At 61.7% G+C, this 22,620-nt stretch carries 17 protein-coding genes and 1 tRNA gene; 8 read left to right on the forward strand and 10 right to left on the reverse strand.

The genetic code is table 11. The annotated features are described in order from the left end of the window. Positions 1 to 40 precede the first annotated feature (40 nt). Positions 41 to 1,345, reverse strand: a complete 1,305-nt coding sequence (fucP, locus tag ACQ4WM_RS04775) for an L-fucose:H+ symporter permease (protein WP_436545537.1) — start codon at positions 1,343 to 1,345, stop codon at positions 41 to 43. A 306-nt stretch (positions 1,346 to 1,651) separates the two neighbouring features. Between fucP and ACQ4WM_RS04780 the strand changes: the two genes are divergently transcribed. The 5 genes from ACQ4WM_RS04780 (at position 1,652) to ACQ4WM_RS04800 (ending at position 5,536) form a co-directional block, all read left to right on the forward strand. After that, on the forward strand, positions 1,652 to 1,885 hold the full coding sequence (locus ACQ4WM_RS04780) for a DUF3563 family protein (RefSeq protein WP_436545538.1): 234 nt from the start codon (positions 1,652 to 1,654) through the stop codon (positions 1,883 to 1,885). A gap of 436 nt (positions 1,886 to 2,321) precedes the next feature. Next, complete coding sequence (locus tag ACQ4WM_RS04785; protein ID WP_436545539.1) at positions 2,322 to 3,362, forward strand: acyl-CoA dehydrogenase family protein; 1,041 nt, start codon at positions 2,322 to 2,324, stop codon at positions 3,360 to 3,362. A gap of 13 nt (positions 3,363 to 3,375) precedes the next feature. Further along, complete coding sequence (locus ACQ4WM_RS04790) at positions 3,376 to 4,134, forward strand: PIG-L deacetylase family protein (protein ID WP_436545540.1); 759 nt, start codon at positions 3,376 to 3,378, stop codon at positions 4,132 to 4,134. After that, on the forward strand, positions 4,113 to 4,775 hold the full coding sequence (locus ACQ4WM_RS04795; protein WP_436545541.1) for a class I SAM-dependent DNA methyltransferase: 663 nt from the start codon (positions 4,113 to 4,115) through the stop codon (positions 4,773 to 4,775). Before ACQ4WM_RS04790 ends, ACQ4WM_RS04795 begins: the two co-directional genes overlap by 22 nt. Beyond that, positions 4,772 to 5,536 (forward strand): glycosyltransferase family 2 protein, encoded by a 765-nt coding sequence (locus ACQ4WM_RS04800; RefSeq protein ID WP_436545542.1) that lies wholly within the window; start codon positions 4,772 to 4,774, stop codon positions 5,534 to 5,536. The genes ACQ4WM_RS04795 and ACQ4WM_RS04800 overlap by 4 nt, the downstream gene beginning before the upstream one ends. Positions 5,537 to 5,745: 209 nt before the next feature. Here the strand turns inward: ACQ4WM_RS04800 and ACQ4WM_RS04805 are convergent, their stop codons facing one another. Continuing rightward, a complete protein-coding gene (locus tag ACQ4WM_RS04805; protein WP_436546199.1) occupies positions 5,746 to 6,933 on the reverse strand; it encodes an FAD binding domain-containing protein in 1,188 nt (395 codons plus the stop codon). A 123-nt stretch (positions 6,934 to 7,056) separates the two neighbouring features. Continuing rightward, a complete protein-coding gene (locus tag ACQ4WM_RS04810) occupies positions 7,057 to 9,078 on the reverse strand; it encodes a S9 family peptidase (RefSeq protein WP_436545543.1) in 2,022 nt (673 codons plus the stop codon). Positions 9,079 to 9,382: 304 nt separating this feature from the next. Between ACQ4WM_RS04810 and ACQ4WM_RS04815 the strand changes: the two genes are divergently transcribed. Then, positions 9,383 to 11,623 (forward strand): TonB-dependent siderophore receptor, encoded by a 2,241-nt coding sequence (locus ACQ4WM_RS04815; RefSeq protein ID WP_436545544.1) that lies wholly within the window; start codon positions 9,383 to 9,385, stop codon positions 11,621 to 11,623. Positions 11,624 to 11,665: 42 nt separating this feature from the next. Here ACQ4WM_RS04815 and ACQ4WM_RS04820 read toward each other — a convergent pair whose 3' ends face one another. Next, positions 11,666 to 12,106 carry an RrF2 family transcriptional regulator gene (locus tag ACQ4WM_RS04820; RefSeq protein WP_436545545.1) on the reverse strand — a complete coding sequence of 147 codons (441 nt, stop codon included), beginning with the start codon at positions 12,104 to 12,106 and terminating at the stop codon, positions 11,666 to 11,668. Between the two features lie 80 nt (positions 12,107 to 12,186). Between ACQ4WM_RS04820 and ACQ4WM_RS04825 the strand changes: the two genes are divergently transcribed. Continuing rightward, positions 12,187 to 12,648, forward strand: coding sequence for a class I SAM-dependent methyltransferase (locus ACQ4WM_RS04825; RefSeq protein ID WP_436545546.1), 462 nt, complete (start codon positions 12,187 to 12,189; stop codon positions 12,646 to 12,648). A gap of 250 nt (positions 12,649 to 12,898) precedes the next feature. Further along, positions 12,899 to 13,120, forward strand: coding sequence for a hypothetical protein (locus tag ACQ4WM_RS04830; protein WP_436545547.1), 222 nt, complete (start codon positions 12,899 to 12,901; stop codon positions 13,118 to 13,120). A 308-nt stretch (positions 13,121 to 13,428) separates the two neighbouring features. On the opposite strand, the gene ACQ4WM_RS04835 is transcribed toward ACQ4WM_RS04830, so the two are convergent. The 6 genes from ACQ4WM_RS04835 to ACQ4WM_RS04860 form a co-directional block, all read right to left on the reverse strand. Next, positions 13,429 to 13,505, reverse strand: a tRNA-Pro gene (locus ACQ4WM_RS04835). 90 nt (positions 13,506 to 13,595) lie between these two features. After that, positions 13,596 to 14,210 (reverse strand): TetR/AcrR family transcriptional regulator, encoded by a 615-nt coding sequence (locus ACQ4WM_RS04840; protein ID WP_436545548.1) that lies wholly within the window; start codon positions 14,208 to 14,210, stop codon positions 13,596 to 13,598. A gap of 63 nt (positions 14,211 to 14,273) precedes the next feature. Beyond that, a complete protein-coding gene (locus tag ACQ4WM_RS04845; protein ID WP_436545549.1) occupies positions 14,274 to 15,719 on the reverse strand; it encodes an efflux transporter outer membrane subunit in 1,446 nt (481 codons plus the stop codon). Position 15,720: 1 nt separating this feature from the next. Then, positions 15,721 to 18,894: an efflux RND transporter permease subunit gene (locus ACQ4WM_RS04850; protein ID WP_436545550.1), complete on the reverse strand. Its 3,174-nt coding sequence runs from the start codon at positions 18,892 to 18,894 to the stop codon at positions 15,721 to 15,723. Positions 18,895 to 18,909: 15 nt separating this feature from the next. Beyond that, positions 18,910 to 20,139 carry an efflux RND transporter periplasmic adaptor subunit gene (locus ACQ4WM_RS04855; RefSeq protein ID WP_436545551.1) on the reverse strand — a complete coding sequence of 410 codons (1,230 nt, stop codon included), beginning with the start codon at positions 20,137 to 20,139 and terminating at the stop codon, positions 18,910 to 18,912. A gap of 394 nt (positions 20,140 to 20,533) precedes the next feature. Beyond that, positions 20,534 to 22,420 carry an MFS transporter gene (locus ACQ4WM_RS04860; RefSeq protein WP_436545552.1) on the reverse strand — a complete coding sequence of 629 codons (1,887 nt, stop codon included), beginning with the start codon at positions 22,418 to 22,420 and terminating at the stop codon, positions 20,534 to 20,536. Positions 22,421 to 22,620: the final 200 nt, after the last annotated feature.

Genomic DNA, 22,620 nt, shown 5'->3' on the forward strand with positions numbered 1-22,620 from the left:
GGTGGCCGAGGCCACCTTTCTTTTTTCTAGCTACCGCGAGTTATTTCACAGCCGCATCTTCGTTGTACATGCTGGCGTATTTCCAGCCGAAGTACAGGATAAAGGTGTAGCACAGGGCCGGCACGATAAACGACAGTTGCAGACTCATATGATCGGCCAGGAAACCCTGGATGAACGGCACGATGGCGCCGCCGACGATGGCCATGCACAGGATGCCCGACCCCTGGCCGGTTTGCGCGCCCAGCTTGTTCAGCGCCATGCTGAAAATGGTCGGGAACATGATCGAATTGAACAGGCCGACGGCGATCAGGGCCCACATGGCGGTGTGGCCGGTGCCGAACACGGCCACCAGGATCAGCGCGATCACCACAGCAGCGTTGAAGGCCAGGGTCTTGCCCGGGCTGACATAGCGCATCACGGCGAAACCGACGAAACGGCCGATCATCGCACCACCCCAGTAATAGCTGACGAAATGCGCGGCATCGGCCGGCGTCAGGCCGGCGATATGGCTCTCGCCCAGGAAGTTGATCAGGAAACTGCCGATACTGACTTCGCCGCCCACGTACAGGAAAATCGCCAGCGCGCCCAGCACCAGGTGGCGGTGCGACCAGATCGAGACCTTGTGGCCTTCGCGGTCCAGCTTGGCTTCATCGTCCGCATGCGAAATGGTCGGCAGCTTGGCCAGCGCAAACAGCACCGCCAGCCCCACCAGGGTGGCGGCCAGCGCCAGGTAAGGACCCTGCACGGCGGCCGCTTCCTTGGCGCGGTAAGCCAGTTGCTCGGCCGCTGGCAGCAGGTCGAACTGCTGTACCGTCAGCACGGTGCCCGACAAAATCAGGATACCGCCCAGGGTCGGCGCCACCGTGGTGCCGAGCGAATTGAACGCTTGCGTCAGAGTCAAACGGCTCGACGCCGTTTGCGGGTCGCCCAGTTCGGTAACATAAGGATTGGCCGCTACCTGCAGCACCGTGATGCCGGCCGCCAGAATAAAGAAAGCCAGCAGGAACAGCGCATAGCTGCCGGTCGACGCAGGGTAGAACATGGCGCAGCCGGCAGCGGCGATCAGCAAGCCGGCGACGACGCCGCGCTGATAGCCGATGCGCTTGATCAGCGCGCCGGCCGGCATCGAGACAATGGCATAAGCGCCAAAGAAACAGAATTGCACCAGCATCGCCTGCACATAGGTCAGCGTGTAGATCGAGCGCAAGTGGGGAATCAGCACATCGTTCAACGATGTCAGCAGTCCCCACATGAAAAACAGCACCGTGACAATTACCAGGGCGCCCGTATTGTTCGCACCGGCCTTCGTAGCGCGTACGCCCGGGCCTTGCTTTACGTGTTCCATACCTTCTCCATTTCAGTTCCTCAGATAATGTTGTCTTGCAGTTTCCTTATATCTGTCATGCACCACGCAGCGGGTCATGCAGGCAGAAGGTCTGAAAACAACAGCAGCAAGCATTCAAGTGTCGTAGTAATACTACTTCATTATGGTTGCATTATGCCTGAAAGCCCCGAATTACGCTGCTTGCGCCACCATTATTCGATAATTGAATAGCCGACATTTGAAATCAAAAGTATACTTATAACTTGAGAAGGCTATACTTATATTGCGGTGCAGCAGTTGCTACACCCCAACTAACTGGAGCCTGCCATGTCAACCACATTCATGTATCACAGCACCCCATCGAACAACATCGTTGCCACGCTGGCCAACATCGTCAAAGGCATCAGCGCCTTCCTGTCGCAAGGTCCGGACCACCGCGAACGCGCTTACGAAGAAGCCTACCTGGCCGAAGCGACCGACCGCTACGACCTCGAATACCGCATGCGTGAACTGTCGCGCGCACATCCGCAACCAAGCTGGATGAGTGGCCTGGGTCGTTAAGCAGTACTGCAGCACCTGCCTTGCCTGTACTGCCAGAAAGCCAGCAAGCCCCTTGTCCACGCCTCGCGCGTCCGCGACAATATCGATAGCACCATCCTGCTCGCCCTCAGGCTTGAGCTGGGGATGGGCTATATAGGGCAATATTGCCAGGGCCGCTATGTTGCGGCGCACCATGGCTCTAATAGTTGTAAAATCGAATTTTTGCTAGTTTTACTACGAGATTCTACTTAGATGCTACCTTTCCAGCATGCCCTCGTCCTGCGCATGGACGCGGAACTGCTGCCACCGTTGCAAATGCGAAATCCTGACCAAGCGCTGCTGTTGCCTGCATCTCCGGCAAATTGACACGTGCACGGCAGTTTGCCGCTAACTGTGCACGATCGTACATACATTGCAAAAAGACAAAGCTACGCTGTTAAAAAAACAGGAGCTTGCAATGTCTGCCACCACCGCCAATACCCAACCGAATGACGCTTTCAGCAGCGCGGCGCTGTCCACCCTCCTGGGGGACGATACGTCGCAGCGGCCGATCGACGGCCTGCGCCGACTGATCGATGCCGGGCTGGACGATATTCCCCTGCCCGGCCACGGCAGCACCTTGCGGCGCTGGCAGGCGTTGGCCGCAGTGGCCGCAATCGACCTGTCGCTGCTGAAACTCTACGAAGGCCACACCGACGCGCTGGCCATCCTGGCCGAGATCGACGGCACGCAGGTTCCTGCTGGCAGCAACTGGGGTGTCTGGTGCGCGGAAATGCCGGGCGCGCGCCTCAAGCTAAGCCAGTCGGCCGACGGCCACTGGCAGCTCGATGGCCGCAAGGCCTGGTGCTCGGGCGCTGCCGGCTTGAGCCACGCGCTGGTCAGTTGCTGGAACGAGGCCGGCGAGGCCGGCCTGGCGTCGGTGGCGCTGGCGCAGCCCGGCGTCACGGTCACGCACGAAGGCTGGCAGGCGGTCGGCATGGCTGGCAGCGGCAGCGTTGACGTGCTGTTTGCCGCTGCCCATGCCACCCCTGTCGGTGCGCCGGGCGCCTACCTGGCGCGCCCCGGCTTCTGGCATGGCGGCGCCGGCATCGCGGCCGGCTGGTATGGCGCCGCCTGCGCCGTGGCCAGTTACCTGCACACGCGCGCCGGTCATGCCACGCCCGACCCGGTGCGCCTGGCGCAGCTGGGCCAGATCGACTGCGCGCTGCGCGCCGCCGGTGCCCTGCTGCGCGAAGGCGCGGCCGCCATTGACGCCCAGCCGCAGCGCGACTGCATGGAACTGGCGCTGCGCCTGCGCCTGGCCGTCGAAGACTGTGCCACCCTGGTGTTGCAATTGACCACGCGTGCGCTGGGCGCCGGCCCGCTGTGTCGCGATGCGCGCTTTGCCCGCCTGGCCGCCGACCTGCCGGTCTTCCTGCGCCAGAGCCATGCCGAACGCGACCAGGCTACCCTGGGCGGCATCGTCGCAGGCGTAGCCGAACATCCATGGGGGCTGTGACATGCGCATGCTGATGATCCCCAAACAAGAGCGCCAGATCGAAGGCGAGGGTACGCCGGACGCCGACTGGCAGGCTTGGCCCGGCCTGGCCGCCCTGCCGTCCATCACGGCGCGCGAACTGGTGCCGGGCAGCGCGCGCGCCGTAATCGTCGCGCCCCACCCCGACGATGAAATCCTGGCCTGTGGCGGCCTGCTGCAGTTTCTGGCGCAACAAGGCAGCGAGGTACTGCTGGTGGCCGTCACCGACGGCGGCGCCAGCCATCCCGGTTCCAGCCTGTGGCCAGCAGAACGCTTGAGCCGCGTGCGACCCGATGAATCAAGGCAGGCCGCCGCCGCGCTGGGTATCTCGCCGGCATGGCTGCGCCTGCACCTGCCCGATGGCGGCGTCACCGCGCGCGAAGCCCACCTGGGCGCCATGCTGCGCGAAATCCTGCGCCCGGGCGACACCGTGCTGACCACCTGGCGCTTCGATGGGCATCCCGACCATGAGGCCTGCGGGCGCGCCTGCGCCGCGGCCGCGCCGTCCTGCGGCGCGCTGCTGGTGGAAATGCCGGTCTGGACCTGGCACTGGGCCGCACCAAACGACGCGCGCGTGCCCTGGCAGCGCGCGTACCGCCTGCTGTTGCCCGACGAGCTGCTGCGGCGCAAGCGCGACGCCGTGCGCTGCTTTGCCAGCCAGGTCGAGGCCGACGCTTCCACCGGCCAGCCGGCCATCCTAGCCCCATATGCCCTGCAACGCCTGCTGCACCCATGCGAGGTCTACTTCCGATGAACCTGACATCGACCACCGGCGACGCGCGCGGCGCCTATTTTGAACAGCTGTACCAGGACGATGCCGACCCGTGGCGCGTGAGCCAGCGCTGGTATGAAGCGCGCAAGCGCGCGCTGCTGCTGGCCTGCCTGCCGCAACAACGCTATCGCAACGCCTATGAACCTGGCTGCGGCAACGGCGAGCTGACGCTGGAACTGGCGCGCCGCTGTGATCGCCTGCTGGCGGCCGATTTTTCCGCCGAAGCGTTGCTGCTGGCGCGGCAAAAGCTGGCCGACGCACGGCAGGAAGGCAATGTCAGCTTCGAGCGCCACAGCCTGCCGCAGGACTGGCCGCGCACCAGCAAAGGGGCGGAAAAATTCGACCTGGTCGTCATCAGCGAAATCGCCTATTACCTGTCGGCCGAAGAACTGGCGCAAGTGGTCGAGCACAGCGTGGCCGGCCTGGCGCCGGGCGGCAGCATTGCTCTGTGCCACTGGCGCGCACCGTTCACGCAGCGCATCTTGTCGACCGTGCGCGTGCATGATGCCTTTCAGCACGCGCCCGGCCTGCACTGCCTGGTGCGTCACGAAGAAAGCGATTTCCTGCTTGGTGTGTGGTCCAACGATGAGCGCTCGGTAGCGCAGAAAGAAGGTTTCGCATGATCGGCATCGTGGTTCCTGTACATAATGAAGAAGCCTGCCTCGAGGCGTGCCTGCGGGCCTTGCGCAATGCCGCTACCTGCGACGCACTGGCTGGCGAAGCGGTCAGCATCGTCATCGTGCTTGACACCTGCAGCGACCGCTCGCAGCGCATTGTGCTCACTCACGCCATGCAGGCCGACGCGCGCTGGCGCCTGGACTGCATCGCCATCGATGCGCGCAACGTGGGCGCCGCGCGCGCCGCAGGCGCCCGGCTGCTGCTCGAACGCGGTGCGCGCTGGCTGGCGTTCACCGACGCCGACACCTGCGTCGCACCGGACTGGCTGTGCAGCCAGCTGAGGCAGGGTGCCGACGCCGTCTGCGGCACCATCGCCGTCGACGACTGGTCGGTACACGATGGCGACGCTGCCGCCCTGCGCGAGCATTTTGCCCGTACCTATAACGACAGCGATGGCCACCGCCATATCCACGGCGCCAACCTGGGTGTGTGCGCCCGGGCCTACCGTCGCGCCGGCGGCTTTGCGCCGCTCGCCTGCAGCGAAGACGTGGCGCTGGTCGCCGCCCTGCAGGCCACGGGCGCGCGCATCGCCTGGAGCGCCGCCCCGCGCGTGACCACCAGCGCGCGCCGTGACGCCAGGGCCAGGGGCGGCTTTGGCGATACCTTGCTGCAGGTGGTGGGTGCGATGGGGGCGGCAGGGGTGGTCAAGGAACTGGTGACCTCAGTGGGGCAGACGCCGGGCCAGCAGCTTGGTGCAGTGTACTAGCACACTGCACCGAAGCCGCTTTTACCCTTGCGCGAAGCAAGCCCGAGGTAACAGGAGTAGCCGTACATACCTGACTCCTGTAGAGTACATGACCATCAAAAATGTAACTGTCATTTTTGATCGACTCAAGCAGGAGCCAATTGTGCAAAATCAATTCACCGATACGAGCAAGCGCAGGCAGCCACGTTCGTGGACCACCAGGCGATGGATTAATACATGCCGGTACGTGGGCCGCCGCTGGCCGATGCGCCCATATCCATGATGCGTTCGCCCAGCGCGATGCCCCACTCGCTCATTTGCATGCCGTGGCGCAGCGCCTGCTTCTGCCAGCGGGCCAGTGCCGCGTCGATTCCGGCACTGGTGTCGGCCGAGCGCAGGCTGCGCGCCAGGCTCAAGGCATTGGCAGCGGCCTTGGCGGCGCCGCCGGCCGTATGCGGGCGCGGCACGGAGGCGGCGTCGCCCACCAGGAGCACGCGGCCAAATACCATCTGCGGCACCTGCATGTCGAGTATGGCCTGCACGAACGGCTCGGGCGTCGCTTCGACCAGGCGCGCAAAGCTGGGGGCCAGCAAAAGGGCTGCGTCGCGGCGCAAGGCAGCAACCGCTTCCGGCCGCATGGCGCCTGGCGGCAGCGAAAAAGCATGGGCCACGCCATCGCGGTCAGTCAGGGCCTGCACCAGCTGCGCACCGGCCGTTATTTTGCGGTACCAGACCCAGTTGCGCCGGCGCTGGCCCGGCTGCGTGGATTCATTTTCGCCAGGCACCAGGTATTCGAGCAGCATATGGTCGTCGCCTTGCTGGAAAGCGAAGCTGTCGGACAGCTTGCCCTGCAGTACCTGCGGCAAGCCATGCTCGGCTGCCAGCCCGCGCCAGGCAACATAGCCGGCATATTCGGGGGCAATGCCGGGCAGCAGTTGCTGGCGCACTGTCGAGCGCGAACCGTCGGCGCCGATCAGCAGGTCGGCCTGTTCGACACGGCCGCTGGCAAACCGGGCCGTGACGCGTGCGCCGTCCTGCTCGAAGCCCTGCAGGCGTTCTCCGGCCTGCAGCACGCCGTCCGGCAGGGCCCGCCGCATGCTGCCATGCAGGGTGTTCCAGGAAGTCTGCATCTGCGGCATCATGGCCCGACTGACAATCTCGTCCTGCAGATTCAGGTAGATGCGCTCGTGCGACATCACGCCCAGCGGCACGGCATGCGGCACGTGGGCAAAATCAAATACCGCTTCGACCTCAGGCTGCAGCACGATGCCGCCACCACGGCTGTCGGGCACGCCGGCCGAGCGCTCGAATACCTGCACCTCCCAGCCGATGGCGCGCAGCGACACTGCGGCGAACAGGCCGCCGAGCGAGCCGCCGATAATGATGGCGCGAGGCCGGGAAGTGGTGGGGTCCAGCATTGACATGATCGTTCTCCTTGGGATGGCCTGGCCTGGGGTCCAGGCATACCGCCGAGCTTATCCCAATGACGAAAAAAAACACTCGTCCTTCGGTATGCGTGGCTCATCCCAAGGTATGAGCGCTTAGCGCAGCGCCTGTGCCAATCCAGGCGCAAATTCGGCGCCATGCGGCACTTGCGCGGTCGAGGCCTTGAGCGTGTCGCCGATCGGCTCGGCGCGGCCGTCCAGGCAGCGGCCGAGGAAGTTTTCCGTCACCGCGTTAAAAGCAATATTGTTGACGGGCCGCGCGAAACCATGGCCTTCGTCGGGAAACACAACGTAAGTGACCGGGATCTTCTTGGCCGACATGGCTTCGACGATCTGCTCCGACTCGCGCACATTGACACGCGGGTCGTTGGCGCCCTGCCCGATCAGCAGCGGGCGCCGGATGTCGCCGGCAAAATTGAGCGGCGAACGCTCGCGCAGCAGGGCCTTGCCCTCTTCCGTGTTCGGGTCGCCCATGCGCTTGTAGAACTGCTGCTTGCCCGCTTCCCAGTACGGCGGTATGGTCTGCAGCAAGGTGAACAGGTTGGACGGACCGACGATATCAACGCCGCAGGCAAAGGTATCTGGCGTAAACGCCATGCCGGCCAGGGTCGCGTAGCCGCCATACGAGCCGCCCATGATGGCCACCTTGTCGGCGCCCGCCACGCCGCTCTTCACGGCCCACTGCACCGCGTCGAGCAAATCGTCGTGCATCTTGCGGCCCCATTGCAGGTCGCCGGCCGAGATAAACTGCTTGCCGAAGCCGGTCGAGCCGCGGAAATTGACCGACAGCACGGCGTAGCCGCGATTGGCCAGCCACTGGTGGTAGCCGCGATAGCCGTAGCTGTCGCGCGCCCACGGGCCGCCATGCACCAGCAGCACCATCGGCACCGGCGTGCTGGCGCGCCCGCTGCCGCTTGCATCAACCGATTTCGGCAGCGACAGATACGACACCAGCGTCAGGCCATCGCGCGCCCTGATTTCCTGCGCGTGCATAGGCACCAGCGGCGCGCCTTCCAGCTCGGGCCGCGTCACATACAGCTGCTTCAGGCGTTTGGTCTTGCGCTCGTATAGCCAGGCTGATGCTGGCGCGGTGACGGGGTCGACCGACAGCAGCCACTTGTCATCGGCATCAGTGCGCGAACTGACACTGAACTGGCCCTTGACGTTTTTCTTCAGAAACGCCAGGTCGTCCCGGATGTCATTCGACAGCGGCACATATTCCTGGCGCAGGTATTCGAGTCCATACGCCTGCGCGCGGCCGGTGCGCGGGTCGTACAGCGCATCGGCAATATCGGCGCGCGGATCCTGTGCCAGCACCATGCTCTTGCCGCTGGCCACATCCTGCGCCAGCAATGCCGAGGTATTGCGGCCGCGCGAATCGGTCCAGTACAGCGTCTTGCCATCGGCCGTGAAACCGAGCGGCGCGGTGGTCTGCGAGTCGTCCAGCCCCACTTCGGTCAGCGGCGTGGTGTCGACCTTGCCGTCCACCATGCGGTAATAGGGCGAGCCACCATCGCTGCGCGCCTTGCTGGCCATGCGCAAGGTGAGCGTGTCGTCGGCCAGGTAGCCCGCATAGCCGTCGTTCTGCTGCACCAGCGTCAGCTTGCCGCTGGCCAGCTCCAGGCTGTACACATCGTGCCAGCGTGCGTCACGGTTATTGATGCCGACCAGTATGCGATCCTTGACCTTGCTGCTGATCTGTATCACCCGCACGCGGGTTTTTTCAAACGGCGTGTAACTGATCTGCTTGCCGCTGGCCACGTCTACGCCGTACAGCAAAAAGTTTTCGTCGCCGCCCTTGTCCTGGATATACAGCAGTACTGTCGAATCAGGCGACCAGAAGCTGCTGCGCACGGGCCGCAGCTTTTCATCCGTCAGCACGCGCGCGTGCGACGAATCGCTGGCCGGCGCCACCCACACATTGAGCACGCCATCGCGCGGCGCGATCCACGACAGCCACTTGCCGTCCGGGCTGATCCTGCCACCGGACTTGCTGGGATTGCCGAAAATTTTGGCGCGCTCGATCAATGGTGTGGCGTCGGCAGGAACCTGGGCCTGCGCAGGCAGCAGGCTGGCAAACAACAGGACTGGAACAATCGGCAGAAGACGGCGAATCATGGTCACCTCGTGGCTGGTTAGGGGAAAAACTGAATATTTTTTATTGCCAATAAATCATAGATCAAAGCAGGCTTGCCAGGTTGGCCGGCATGCCGAACGCCTGAAATAGCGTGACATGACGCCAGAATCGCGGCATGAAGGGCACGTGCATGAAACATGGCTTTTCATGCAACAGTGCAAAAACACCACACATTGCTACGAAACACCACGTGCCACATGGACGCATTGTTCCGCCAAAAACTATAATTGCGATTGCTTCTCATTTGCATTCTTATTTACAGATTTTTATTTTCCAGGAGTTTTGATGTCCCGCCACTGCGCCCCAGCCCACCCCGCCTTCGCCTTGCATCCGTTAAGGCGCGCCGCCAGGGCCACTCTGCTGTGCGCAAGCGCTGCCCTGACTATGCTGCCGGCCCACGCCGAAACGGATACCGGCGATGCCCTGGCCACGCAGCCCGACGCTACCATGCCCGCCATTACCATTACCGGCACCGCCGACAAGGGCAGCACCACCGAGAATTCGCGCTCGCTCGCCTCCGGCAAGTCGACCCTGTTCAAGGGTTTCGAATCGAACCGCGAGATTCCGCAGCCGGTCACCGTCATCACACGTCAGTTGCTCGATGACCGCGCCTTCTTCGACATGAACGAAGTGCTGCAGAACACGCCCGGCGTGACGGTCGATTATGTCGACAGCGAACGGGTACAGTATTTCTCGCGCGGCTATTCGATCGACGCGATGCAGGTCGATGGGCTGACGATCACGCAAGGCGGCTCGATCTTTATCCAGCCCGACACCGCCGTGCTCGATCACGTGGAAGTGCTGCGCGGCGCCTCCGGCATGCTGCGCGGCTCGGGCAGCCCGTCGGCCACCGTCAATATGGTGCGCAAGCGACCGACCAAGACCTTCCAGGCCAACCTGGGCCTGTCGCTGGGTTCCTGGGACCGCCGCCGCCTGGAAGCGGACGTCTCCGGCCCGCTCAATGAAGACGGCAGCATCCGCGGGCGCATGGTTGCCGTAAAGGATAAAAAAAAATTCTTCCAGGATGCCAAGGACGAAAACCGCAAGGTGCTGTACGGCGTGCTGGCGATCGACCTGAGCAAAAACACCACCTTGACCACCAGCTTGCAGCACACCGACCTGGACGCCACCGGCGCCTGGGGCGGCCTGCCGGGCAACTTCGACGGTTCCTCGCTGAACTTGCCGCGCAACACCTACCTGGGTGCCGACTGGAACCGCTGGAACCGCTACAACCAGCAAGCGTTCGTGGAGCTGGAACACCGCTTCGAGAACGAATGGACCGTCAAGCTGAGCAGCGAATACACGCGCATGCGCATGGACGACAACGGCTTCAAGCAAAGCTATTTCACGCGCTCGTCGACCACCAACCCCTACCTGTTCGGCGTGACCACTTCGCTGTACACCGGTGACGCCGGCGACCAGGAAGCCACGGGATTGACGGCCAGCGGCCCGTTCACACTGTTCGGGCGCAAGCACCAACTGGTGTTCGGCGGCGAAAGCCTTCGCACCAAGACGCGCGGCACGGCCGGCCTGTTCAATCTGAACCCCTTGACCAATGTCGATATCCGCACCTGGAACCCGTACACCAGCTATATCGACCGCGACGTGACGGCGACCAATACCTTGACCCCGACCTATACGCGCCAGCAGGGCCTGTTCGGCACGGCGCGTTTGTCGATCACCGATCCGCTGGCCGTGATCATCGGCGCGCGCGCCAGCTGGTGGGATTACAAGGCGCCCGCCTCGCCCGCCACCAACTATGAAATCAAGCACGAGATCACGCCATTTGCCGGCCTCACCTACGACATCACGAGGCAGGTCAACGCCTACCTGAGCTACACGGAAATCTTCACGCCGCAAAACGTCAAGGACGTCAACAACCAGCTGCTCAAACCGATCACCGGCGAAGATTACGAAGCGGGCCTGAAAGGCGAATTTTTCGGCGGCAAGCTGACCGCCTCGGCCGGCATCTTCCGCATCAACAACGAGGGCCGCGCGGTCGACGATACCAGCTCTGCCAACCCCTGCGGCCTGTCCAACCCGACCGGCTACTGCCGCATTGCCGATGGCAAGACGCAAAGCGAAGGGTGGGAGCTGGAAGTGACCGGCGAAATCATGCCGGGCTGGCAGGTCTCCGGCGGCTACACCAACACCCGCACCAAATACCTGGTCGACCCGGCCAAGGCCAATCTGGGCCAGCCGCTGCGCAGCATGGACCCGCGCCAGCAACTGCGTGTGTTCAGCAACTACCGCGCCAGCGGCGCGCTGCAAGGCCTCACCTTTGGTGGCGGCGTGGCGGTCCAGGACGACTCGTACATGCGTGCCGGCACCCTGACCGCCGCCCAGGGCGGATATGCGATCTTCAACGCCATGGCCGGCTATGAGTTCAGGAACGGCTACGCGCTGCAGGTCAATGTCAACAACCTCGACGACAAGGTGTACTACAAGAAATACGGCGCAACCGGCCTCGCCTACTACTACGGCGACCCGCGCAACGTGGTGATGACCCTGCGCGCCAGGTTCTGAGCGTTGGCCCTACGCGGCCATTCCCCGCCAGTCTTTATCGGTTCAGTCGACTTGCCTGGCGGCGACAGATATTCGTTCGCCGCTGGCAGTGAGGTCTGCGACCGATACTGCCCTGAGCGCGCGTTCGAACTCCAGCCGGGCCGATGCCAGCGCAGCCATCGTTGCGGCATCGGCGGCGCGCGCCAGCAGGCAGGACGTTTTCTCTTCATCCTTGCCAATCGCAAACAGCTCAGGCGAGCCAAGGGCCAGATAGATATCCATTAATGAGATGTCTGTCAGTGGCCTGGCGAGCAGCCAGCCGCCCCGGTGCCCCTTGGTCGACGTGACGATCCCTGCCTCGCGCAGGCCTGCCATGGTCCGGCGGACCACGGCGGCGTTGGTCTGCAACATTTGCGCAATGACTTCCGAAGTAGCGGGAGTCTCCATCAGATCGAGATGCAGCAGTGCATGCAAGACTCTGGAAAGGCGTGTGTCGTAACGCATCGTATCGGGTCCAATCAAGTAACAATAAAAGATGCAAGACTTTGACCAAGCAGCCAAAGTCATGCTACATTAGATATTACATGGGATGGCAGGTCACCGGTGCCGACATTTCACCGACAGCGCTCGATATCGCGCGCGCCAGTGCCAGCACGGCCGGCGGGGCTGGCCAGATATCGTTCCTGCGCTGCGATCTTGGCGACGCCTTTCCGGACGGACAATACGATCTGGTGTGCGCCACTTTCCTGCACTCCCCGGTCCACTTCGACCGGATCAAGGTGCTGCGCCGTGCCAGCAGATCAGTGGCAAGCGGCGGCCTGTTGCCGATCGCGTCGCATGGATCGCGCCTGCCATGGTCATGGTCGCCGGTGGACACGGTGTGCCAGTCCAGTGAGTACGCGCTGGCAGAACTGGAAGCAAAGGTTGTCCCTGCCCTACCTAGACCTAGGCATAAAGTCAACTACCCGATGCTGCTGCAATTCGGCCTAGCTCGCAGCAGCCATTTCCTTTCGGTATTCACGCTCAACTGCGGCCAGCAACAATAATAAGCCTTCAGTATCTGACACGACACCCGGCAGTGGCGAAAAGTAATTGAATCCGGCATCGCTGATGACGAGAGACACAGTGCCTCCACCGGGAAAGATGTAGTAGAGGCCATATGTTCCGTCATTGGACTGCGTAGAAACAGCCACATTGATGGCTGACGCCACCGACTGTAAGCTGCTACGTAGCTTTGCAGTCTTTCGCTTGCCCAGTAGTTGTTGACGCAAAGCAGTATCAGAGAGGCAAATACCGATGACTAGCACTCCCAGCCCTATTGCCGCGAAAACAGCTTCTCGCAACCAATACACCGTGCTGCCCCCCCACATCTTGTTTCAATTGACCAACTATACTCCTGAACTAAAAGCCCTGAACGTCAGGGCTTTTTCTTTTGTACTGCGCCCGATCCCAAAAATGCATTCAGATTTTTTTGCATTGTGCGGGTACAAAAAGCGCATGCAGGGCCTCGATCTATAACGCCGTTAAGCAGGAATTTTCCCCAACCAGTGTCCGATCGTAAGCAATTCGATGGCTTGGAGTGCTGACGGAATCAAGACCTGGCAACAGCCTCAGATTGATGGCGCGCGTGCACTAAGCGCCTCGATGGGATCCCCACAGGCGCCGGAGACAGCCTGGCGATTGGCGGATCGAAGGAATGACCTACTGCTATCGCCGTCTAACCCAGGCCATCGCGGTATATCGATTTTCTCTTGCCAAATTTCTTACCAAGGCGGCTAAAAATGAAAAAGGCCAATCCGAAGATTGGCCCAAGTCATTGATTCTTTTGGTCGGGGCGAGAGGATTCGAACCTCCGACCCCGTGCACCCCATGCACGTACGCTACCAGGCTGCGCTACGCCCCGACAAGGTGAAGATTATAGCAGACGCTTTTGGGTTTTTACCATGCTTTCAGCAGGATAAATATTGCATGTCAGAACACCAGGCAACGGCGTTCATTCTCCCAGCAGCAGTGCTGTCAGCGCCACGCGAAAACCGGCCACCAGTGGATCGATCTTGACGTCGGGTTTGTGCAGCACGCGCACCGGCAAGCCCTGGAACATGGCGATAATGGTATCGATACGGCCGTCCAGCATGTCTTCATCGGCAGGCAGGCCGCGCTTGATGCGGGCGTCCCTGACGATGGACACGAACAGCTTGCGCGAGCGGCGATCGGCGCACTGCAGCTTGGCGGCGATCGGCGGATTGCGCGAGGCCTCTGAATGAATCTCCAGCGGCATCATCCACACTTTCGGATCCATACCTTCAAGCACGCGCTCGCCGGCGAGGTCGATCAGGGCCTGCAGCGGATCGTCCTGCTGCGCCAGGTCGCGCATCATGTCCGACACGCGTTCCATGTTCTGCTCGACAAAGGCCGCAATGATGGCGTCCTTGCTGTCGAAATAATTGTAGATATGGCCTGCACTCATGCCTGCGGCCTTGGAAATCTCGGCCATGCTGGCGCCGTGAAAACCGCGGCGGCTGAAGCAGCTTTCGGCTGCATCGAGCACTTGCCGGCGCCGCGTATTGGCACGCTCGGGGTCAGGATGCTTTTTTTCAACTTGGTTCATGTCTTTTCCAGTCGCGCGCCGGCCCTGCCCTTGCAGACAGGACCAGCGTCGGCGTGCCCTTGATTACCGGGCTGCGCCAGCCGCTGCGACGGCTGTTTGCTCAGGTTGCCAACCGCCGCCCAGCACCTTGTACAAGGTTACCAGGTTGGTCGATTTGGCCAGGCGCGCCGTGATCAGGCTCTGCTGCGCCGAGTACAGCGCACGCTGCGCGATCAGGGCGTTCAGGTAGGTCTCGGCGCCCTGCTTGTAGCGCGCATCCTGGATCGCATAGCTCCTGGTCGAGGCATCGACCAGCGCTTCCTGCGACTGCAAACGCTCGTCGATGGTGCCGCGCTGGGCCAGTGCATCGGACACTTCACGGAAGGCGACCTGGATTGCCTTTTCGTACTGCGCCACCGAGATTTCACGATTGACCTTGGCGATATCGAGGTTGGCGCGGTTCACGCCACCATCGAAAATCGGCAGGCTGATCTGCGGAATGAAACTCCAGCTGCCGCTGCCCGACTTGAACAGGTCGGACAGATTGCTGCTGACCGAACCCGCCGTCGCCGTCAGCGAAATGCGCGGGAAAAAGGCCGCGCGCGCCGCGCCGATATTGGCGTTGGCAGAGCGCAGGGTGCGCTCGGCCACCAGCACGTCCGGGCGGCGTTGCAGCACGTCCGACGGCACGCCGGCGGGAATGTCGGACAGCGATGTCACCGCGCCGAATTCGCCTTGCGGCAACAGTTCGGCTGGCACGCTGCTGCCGACCAGCAGCGCCAAAGCGTTCTGGTCCAGCGCGACCTGGCTGGTGTAGACGGCGACGTCGGAACGGGCCAGCTCGACACTGGTCTGGGCATCGTACTTGTCCAGGCCTGAGGTAGCGCCGGCACTGAAACGGCGCTCGGCCAGGCTGTAGCTGGCCTGCTGGCTGCGCAGGGTTTCCTGCGCCACGCTCAGGCGCTGCTGGTCGGCTACCAGGTTCAGGTAGCTGCTGGCCACGTCGGACACCAGCGTGATCTGCTGGGCGCGGCGGGCTTCTTCGGTGCCCAGGTATAGCTCCAGCGCGCTGTCGGACAGGCTGCGCACGCGGCCGAAGAAGTCCAGTTCATACGCCGAGATACCCAGGTTGGCCGTGTACTGGCGCGTAATCGATGCTTCGCCGTTCGGGCTCTGGTTTTTCGGAATACGCGTGGCCGTCTGGCCACCCGAAGCCGACAGGCTCGGAATCAGTGCAGCGCGCTCGATGCCGTAGGTGGCGCGCGCTTTTTCGATGTTCAGGATCGATACGCGCAGGTCACGGTTGTTGGCCAGCGCCAGCTCGATGACCTGGCGCAGGCGCGCGTCGGCAAAGAACTCGCGCCAGGCGAGGTCGGACACCGCCGTGGCGCCGGCGGGCGCATCGGCCTTGTACGACGGGCCGGTCGGCCAGGCGCCTGGGGACGGCGCCGCCGGACGTTCGTAGGTCGGAGCCAGGCTGCAGCCGGCCAGCAAGGCCAGCGCCGCCATGGAAAGTAGCGTTTTTTTCATATTAATGTGCATCCTTGGAAAGCGTGACGGCTGGCGCACCAGGCGAAGCTGGCGTGCTTGGCGTGGTCTTGTCGTCGGACTTCGAGAAGAAGCCGCGCACCAGCACGAAGAACACCGGCACGAAGAAAATACCGAGGAAGGTGGCCGACAGCATCCCGCCCAGCACGCCGATACCGATGGCGTTCTGGCTGCCCGAACCGGCGCCGCTGGAAATGGCCAGTGGCAGCACGCCCAGGCCGAAAGCGATCGAGGTCATCAGGATAGGACGCAGACGCAGGCGCACTGCGTGCAAGGTCGCGTCCAGCAGCGACATACCCGATTCCTGCATTTCCTTGGCAAACTCGACGATCAGAATCGCATTCTTCGCCGACAAGCCCACCACGGTCAGCAAGCCCACCTGGAAGTACACGTCATTCGACAAACCGAACAGCCAGGTACCGAGCACGGTGCCCATCACGCCCAAAGGCACGACCAGCAGCACCGAGAACGGAATCGACCAGCTTTCATACAGCGCGGCCAGGCACAGGAACACGATCAGCAGCGAAATGGCGTACAGCTGCGGCGTTTGCGAACCGGACTCGCGCTCTTCGAGCGAAGTACCGGTCCAGGAAAGGCTGATGCCGGCTGGCAGTTTGGCGACCATTTCTTCCATCGCATTCATGGCAGCACCGGTACTTTGACCAGGCGCCGGCGTGCCGAGAATTTCTACCGACGGCAAGCCGTTGTAACGTTCCAGGCGTGGCGAGGCATAGATCCACTTGCCGGTGGCAAAAGCCGAGAACGGCACCATTTCGCCGGCGGTATTGCGTACGTACCACTTGTTCAGGTCTTCCGGCACCATGCGCGAGCTGGCTTCGCCCTGCATATAGACCTTCTTGACGCGACCGCGGTCGATGAAGTCATTCACATAGGCACTACCCCAGCCGACGCTCAGCACGCGGTTGATCTCGTCGATCTTCAGGCCCAGCGATGTGGCTTTCTGCTGGTCGATGTCGATCTTGTACTGCGGCGTATCTTCCTGGCCGTTCGGACGCACGCCGACCATGACCGGATTTTGTGCGGCCATGCCCAGCAGCTGGTTACGCGCCGCCATCAGGGCGTCGTGTCCCAAGCCAGCATTATCTTGCAGCTGCATGTCGAAACCGGTGGCGTTACCCAGTTCCAGCACGGCCGGTGGTGCAAACGTAAACACCATCGCATCCTTCAGTTGCAGCAGCGCACCCATGGCACGGCCTGCAACGGCGGAAGCCTTGGCGTCGCCGGCCTTGCGTTCGGACCAGTCTTTCAGGCGCACGAAGGCAATACCGGTGTTCTGGCCGTTGCCGCCGAAGCTGAAGCCGGCCACCGCAAACACGGACGCGACATTGCCTTTTTCGTTTTCCATGAAATGCTTCTCGACCTGCTTGATGACACCGAGCGTGCGCTCTTGCGTGGCGCCCGTCGGCAGCTGGATCTGGGTAAACAGAATGCCCTGATCTTCTTCCGGCAGGAACGACGTTGGCAGGCGCATGAACACCAGCACCAGCGCTACCAGCAGCACGGCGTACATCAGCATCGAAGGCAGGCGGTGCGTGATCATGGTGCCCACGAAGCCTTGATATTTATCGCTGCTGCGATCGAAGCCGCGATTGAACCAGCCGAAGAAACCCTTGTTGGTGGCGTGATGGCCTTTTTCAATCGGTTTCAGGATGGTGGCGCACAGCGCCGGCGTAAATACCATTGCGACGATCACCGACAGCACCATCGACGACACAATCGTGATCGAGAACTGGCGATAAATCACACCGGTCGAACCGGAAAAGAAAGCCATCGGCACGAACACGGCCGACAGCACCATGGCGATACCCACCAGCGCGCCGGTAATCTGCGTCATCGACTTGCGCGTCGCTTCCAGCGGCGACAAGCCCTCTTCGCTCATCACCCGCTCGACGTTTTCCACCACCACGATGGCGTCATCGACCAGCAAGCCGATCGCCAGCACCATCGCGAACATGGTCAGGGTATTGATCGAGTAGCCAAAGGCGTTCAGGATACCAAAGGTACCAAGCAGCACCACCGGTACGGCCATGGTCGGGATCAGGGTGGCGCGGAAGTTCTGCAGGAACAAATACATCACCAGGAATACCAGGATCACCGCTTCAACCAGGGTTTTCACCACTTCTTCGATCGACAGCTTGACGAATGGCGTGGTGTCAAACGCTACCACGGCCTTCATGCCGGCCGGGAATTGCTTGCCCAGTTTTTCCACCATCGCCTTGACGGCGGTAGCGGTATCGAGCGCGTTGGCGCCGGTGGCCAGCTTGATGGCGATACCGGTTGCGGCATTGCCGTTGTAGCGTGCCACCGTGTTGTAGTTCTCGCGGCCCAGCTCCATGCGGGCGACGTCTTTCAACAGTACTTGCGCACCGCTGGTGGTGGTTTTCAGCAGGATCGCGCCGAACTGTTCGGCGGTCTGCAGGCGGCTTTGCGCCGAGACGGTGGCGTTCAGCTGCTGGCCAGCAACGGCTGGCGCGCCGCCCAGTTCACCGGCCGACACTTCGGCGTTCTGCGCCTGGATCGAGGTGATGACATCTGCCGGGGTCAGCTGGAAGCTTTGCAGCTTGGCCGGATCGAGCCAGATGCGCATGGCATATTGCGAACCGAACAGAGTGACGTCACCGACACCGGGTACGCGGCTCAGCGGATCGACCACGTTGGCGGCCACGTAATCGCTCAAGTCGGTCTGGTTCATCTTGCCGTCTTCGGAAATGAAACCGAACACGATCATAAAGTTCTTGGTAGCCTTGGCCACCACCAGGCCCTGTTGCGTGACAGCGGACGGCAGCAGTGGCGTGGCCAGCTGCAGCTTGTTCTGTACCTGCACCTGGGCGATGTCGGGATTGGTGCCGTTGGTGAAGGTCAGCGTGATGCTGATGCCGCCGGTCGAATCGCTCGACGAAGACATGTAGCGCAAGCCATCGATGCCCTTCATCTTCTGTTCGATGACCTGGGTCACGGCGTCTTCCACCGTTTTGGCCGAGGCGCCAGGGTAGGAACCGCTGATCGAAATCGACGGCGGAGCGATGCTTGGATACTGCGCAATCGGCAGGCTGAGGATCGAAATCACGCCGGCAAGCATGATGACGATCGCGACCACCCAGGCAAAAATCGGGCGGTCAATGAAAAAACGGGCCATTAATATTCTCCTGAATTATTGGGCGCTGGCGGCTGGTGCTGACGCGGCTGGTGCTGCACCAGGGGCGGCTGCTGCGCCACCGGCGGCGGCAGGCGCAGCGGCAGGCACGGCAACGGCAGGCGCACCCGGCTTGATTTTCTGCAAGCCTTCCACGATCACGCGATCGCCGGCGGCCAGGCCAGACGTCACGATCCAGTTGGTGCCCGAGGTGCCGTTGGTGGTGATGACACGCTGTTCAACCTTGTTTTCCTTGTTCAGGATCATGGCGGTAGCTTCGCCCTTCTGGTTACGCGAGATGCCCACTTGCGGCACGGTGATGGCTTTGTCATCGATACCCGTTTCCAACTGGGTACGCACGAACATGCCTGGCAGCAGCTCGCCTTTCGGGTTCGGGAACAGCGCGCGCAACACCACGTTGCCGGTGGTTGGCTCAACGCTCACACCGGAAAACTGCAGCTTGCCCGATTCGCTGTACTTGCTGCCATCTGGCAGGATAAGGTTGACCTTGGCCTGGCCATCGCTGGCTTTCTTCAGGCTGCCATCGGCCAGCTGGCGCTTCAGGCGCAGCAGGTCGGTGCTCGACTGGGTCACGTCGACATAGATAGGATCGAGTTGCTGCACGGTGGTCAGCGCGTCGGCCTGGCCTGCAGTGACCAGTGCGCCGGCGGTCACGGTCGAGCGGCTGGTGCGGCCGCTGATCGGCGCCGTCACGGTGGTGTAGCGCACATTGATATTGGCCGATTCCAGCGCTGCGGTGGCCGCTTCCACGTCGGCCTTGGCCTGCTCGTAGGTAGCGACGGCATCGTCGTATTCCTGGCGGCTGACGCCTTCGATGGCAACCAATTCCTTGTAGCGCGCGACTTTCGGACCGGAAGTCAGCAGGTTGGCCTTGGCCTTGGTCAATGCGGCCTTGGCCGAATTGTAGGATGCACGGTAGCTGGCCGAATCGATCTGGTACAAAGGCGTGCCGGCTTTCACATCGGCGCCTTCGACAAACAGGCGCTTCTGGATAATACCGCCCACTTGCGGGCGCACATCGGCCACTTGATATGCATTGGTCCGGCCGGACAACTCGGCCACCATCGGCAACGCGGCCGGATTAACAGTAAACACGACAACCTGCGGCGCTTGCTGCGGCGGAGGCGCTGCCTGTTTTTTACTGCAGCCGGCCATGATTACAGTGGCGCACAGAACGGCAATAGCGCCGCTCGTACGCGGCGACGTCAGGGAAAATGTTGGTTGCATCTTGGACTTTCTGAAAAAGAAGCGGGCTTAGTGTCGTTAGAAATGAGGTAATTTATTAACGCAGATCAAAGAATGAACGATCATTCTAAAATCGTCAAGCAGATTTACAATTAATGTACGGAAACTTTTCTGTGAATTCAATTGCCAATCAGGTAACAATAGCAATGGGCGAGAAGATGATGCTGAGCACATAATGTAGCAGGCTCAAGCGCTTTGCGCTCGCCAGCATCAGAATCATATGCTGCAGTGCGGTATCTGTTGGGCGGCGAGCGTGTCGCCAGAGATGGCAGGGGTGGTTTCAACCGGTGCGGCGATGCTGGTCAGGATGATCACCGCATTGTGCGTCACCCCAACGGAGAACTGGCCTGCCGTTGGGTTCAATCCTGAATCGGGATTATTTCCACTTGCCGCGCAAGTCCTGGACTTTTTGCTGCAACAGCTCCGGCGTCGCGTCCTCTGGCGCCACCGGCATGCCGACGGCCAGCGACAGGCGCGAACGCAGGCCTGCCTTGAAGGCGCGCTCGAACAGGTGGCCGTTGCGGTGACTGAGCAGATGGCCCCACAGGCCGCGCAGCGCCAGCGGGATCACTGGCACCTTGCTGCGCGCCACAATTTTCGACACACCGCCCTTGAATTCATTGATCTGTCCCGTGCGAGTGAGCTTGCCTTCCGGGAAGATGCACACCAGGTCGCCTTCGTGCAGTGCCTGGGCGATATCGACAAAGGCGCGCTCCATCAGGAAAGGATCGTCCTTGGCAGAGGCGATCGGAATCGCCTTGGCGGTGCGAAATAACCAGCCCATCAGCGGCATTTTGAATATTTTATGATCCATCACGAAACGGATAGGGCGCGGGCTGGCCGCGACGATGACGATGGCGTCCACATAGCTGACGTGGTTGCACACCAGCACGGCCGCACCCTCGGCGGGAATGCGCTCGCCATCGACCACTTTCACGCGGTGCACGGTCTGGATCAATATCCAGGCCAGGAAGCGCATCAGGAATTCAGGCACCAGCGAGAAGATATACGCCGCCACCAGCGCGTTCAGGATGGCGGTGACGAGGAACAGTTGCGGGATGGTAAAGCCTTGTCCCAGCAGCACGATGGCCACGCCGGCCGCCGCCACCATGAACAGGGCATTGAGGATATTCATGCCGGCGATCGTGCGTGAAATATGTTTCGGGTCGCAGCGCGTCTGGATCAGCGCGAACAGCGGCACGATGAAAAAGCCGCCGAACACGCCTATCATGACGATATCGAACAGGATGCGCGGCACGCCGGCCTGGCTGACAAAGGCCAGCGCATCGACGATTTGCGTATTCGCGTAGGCATTGCTGGCAAAGTACAGATCGATGCCGAACAGCGACAGGCCGATCGAGCCGAACGGCACCAGGCCGATCTCGACCTTGTGACCGGACAATTTTTCGCACAGCAGCGAACCGGTGCCGATGCCGACCGAAAACACCGTCAGCAGCAGCACGAACACGCCATGGTCGCCATGCAGGAAATCCTTGGCGTAGACAGGGAACTGCGCCAGGATCAGCGCGCCATAAAACCAGAACCAGGAGTTGCCCAGCATGGCCAGGAAGACGGGGCGGTTCTTGCGCGAAAAATTCAGGTTGCGAAACGATTCGGCCACGAAATTGATGCTGACCTTCAGGTCCGGTTCGGGCGCCGGCGTGCGCGGCACGCGATAGCTGGAGATCAGGCCGAAGACCGACACCACGATGGTCGCGCCAACCACCAGTTCCACCCCCAGCGGCTTGTGCACGATCAGCACCGCGCCCAATATCTCGCCGAGCAGGATGCCGACAAAAGTACCCATTTCGATCAGGCCATTGCCGCCGACCAGTTCCTCGGGTTTCAGTTGCTGCGGCAAATAGGCATACTTGACGGGACCGAACAGGGTCGAATGGATGCCCATGCCGACCACGGCCGCCATCAGCAGCCACAGCGTATGCGTCATCCAGCCGGCAGCGGCGACGGCCATGATGGCCAGCTCCATCCATTTCACGAAACGCGCCAGGCCGGCCTTTTCGAATTTGTCGGCCAACTGGCCGGCGGTGGCCGAAAACACCACGTAGGGCAGGATAAACAGGCCGGGGATCAGATTGGTGATGGTGGACGGATCGAGCGTGGTCCAGCTCAGGGCATCGTAGGCCAGTATCACCATCAGCGCCGTCTTGAACAGATTGTCGTTGAAGGCGCCAAAGAACTGGGTCCAGAAAAACGGCCCGAAACGACGCTGCGACAATAAGGAAAACTGGCTGCTCTGACTCATGGCGTGGGAATGGGAAGTGAACGAATTGCTAAAATACAGCACTATCTTGCGCACGACAATCTGAATGTCGTGCTATTGCTTCTAATCAATACCGGTACCCCTGAGAAATTACATGCTGGCAACTTCTTCTGAAAATTGCCACATGGCTATAAGAACACCCTTTTTCTTAATAATAAGGTAAGGTGCGCATATTATCGGGA

The sequence above is a fragment of the Janthinobacterium longum genome, from assembly GCF_051380735.1.
Lineage (GTDB): Bacteria > Pseudomonadota > Gammaproteobacteria > Burkholderiales > Burkholderiaceae_D > Janthinobacterium.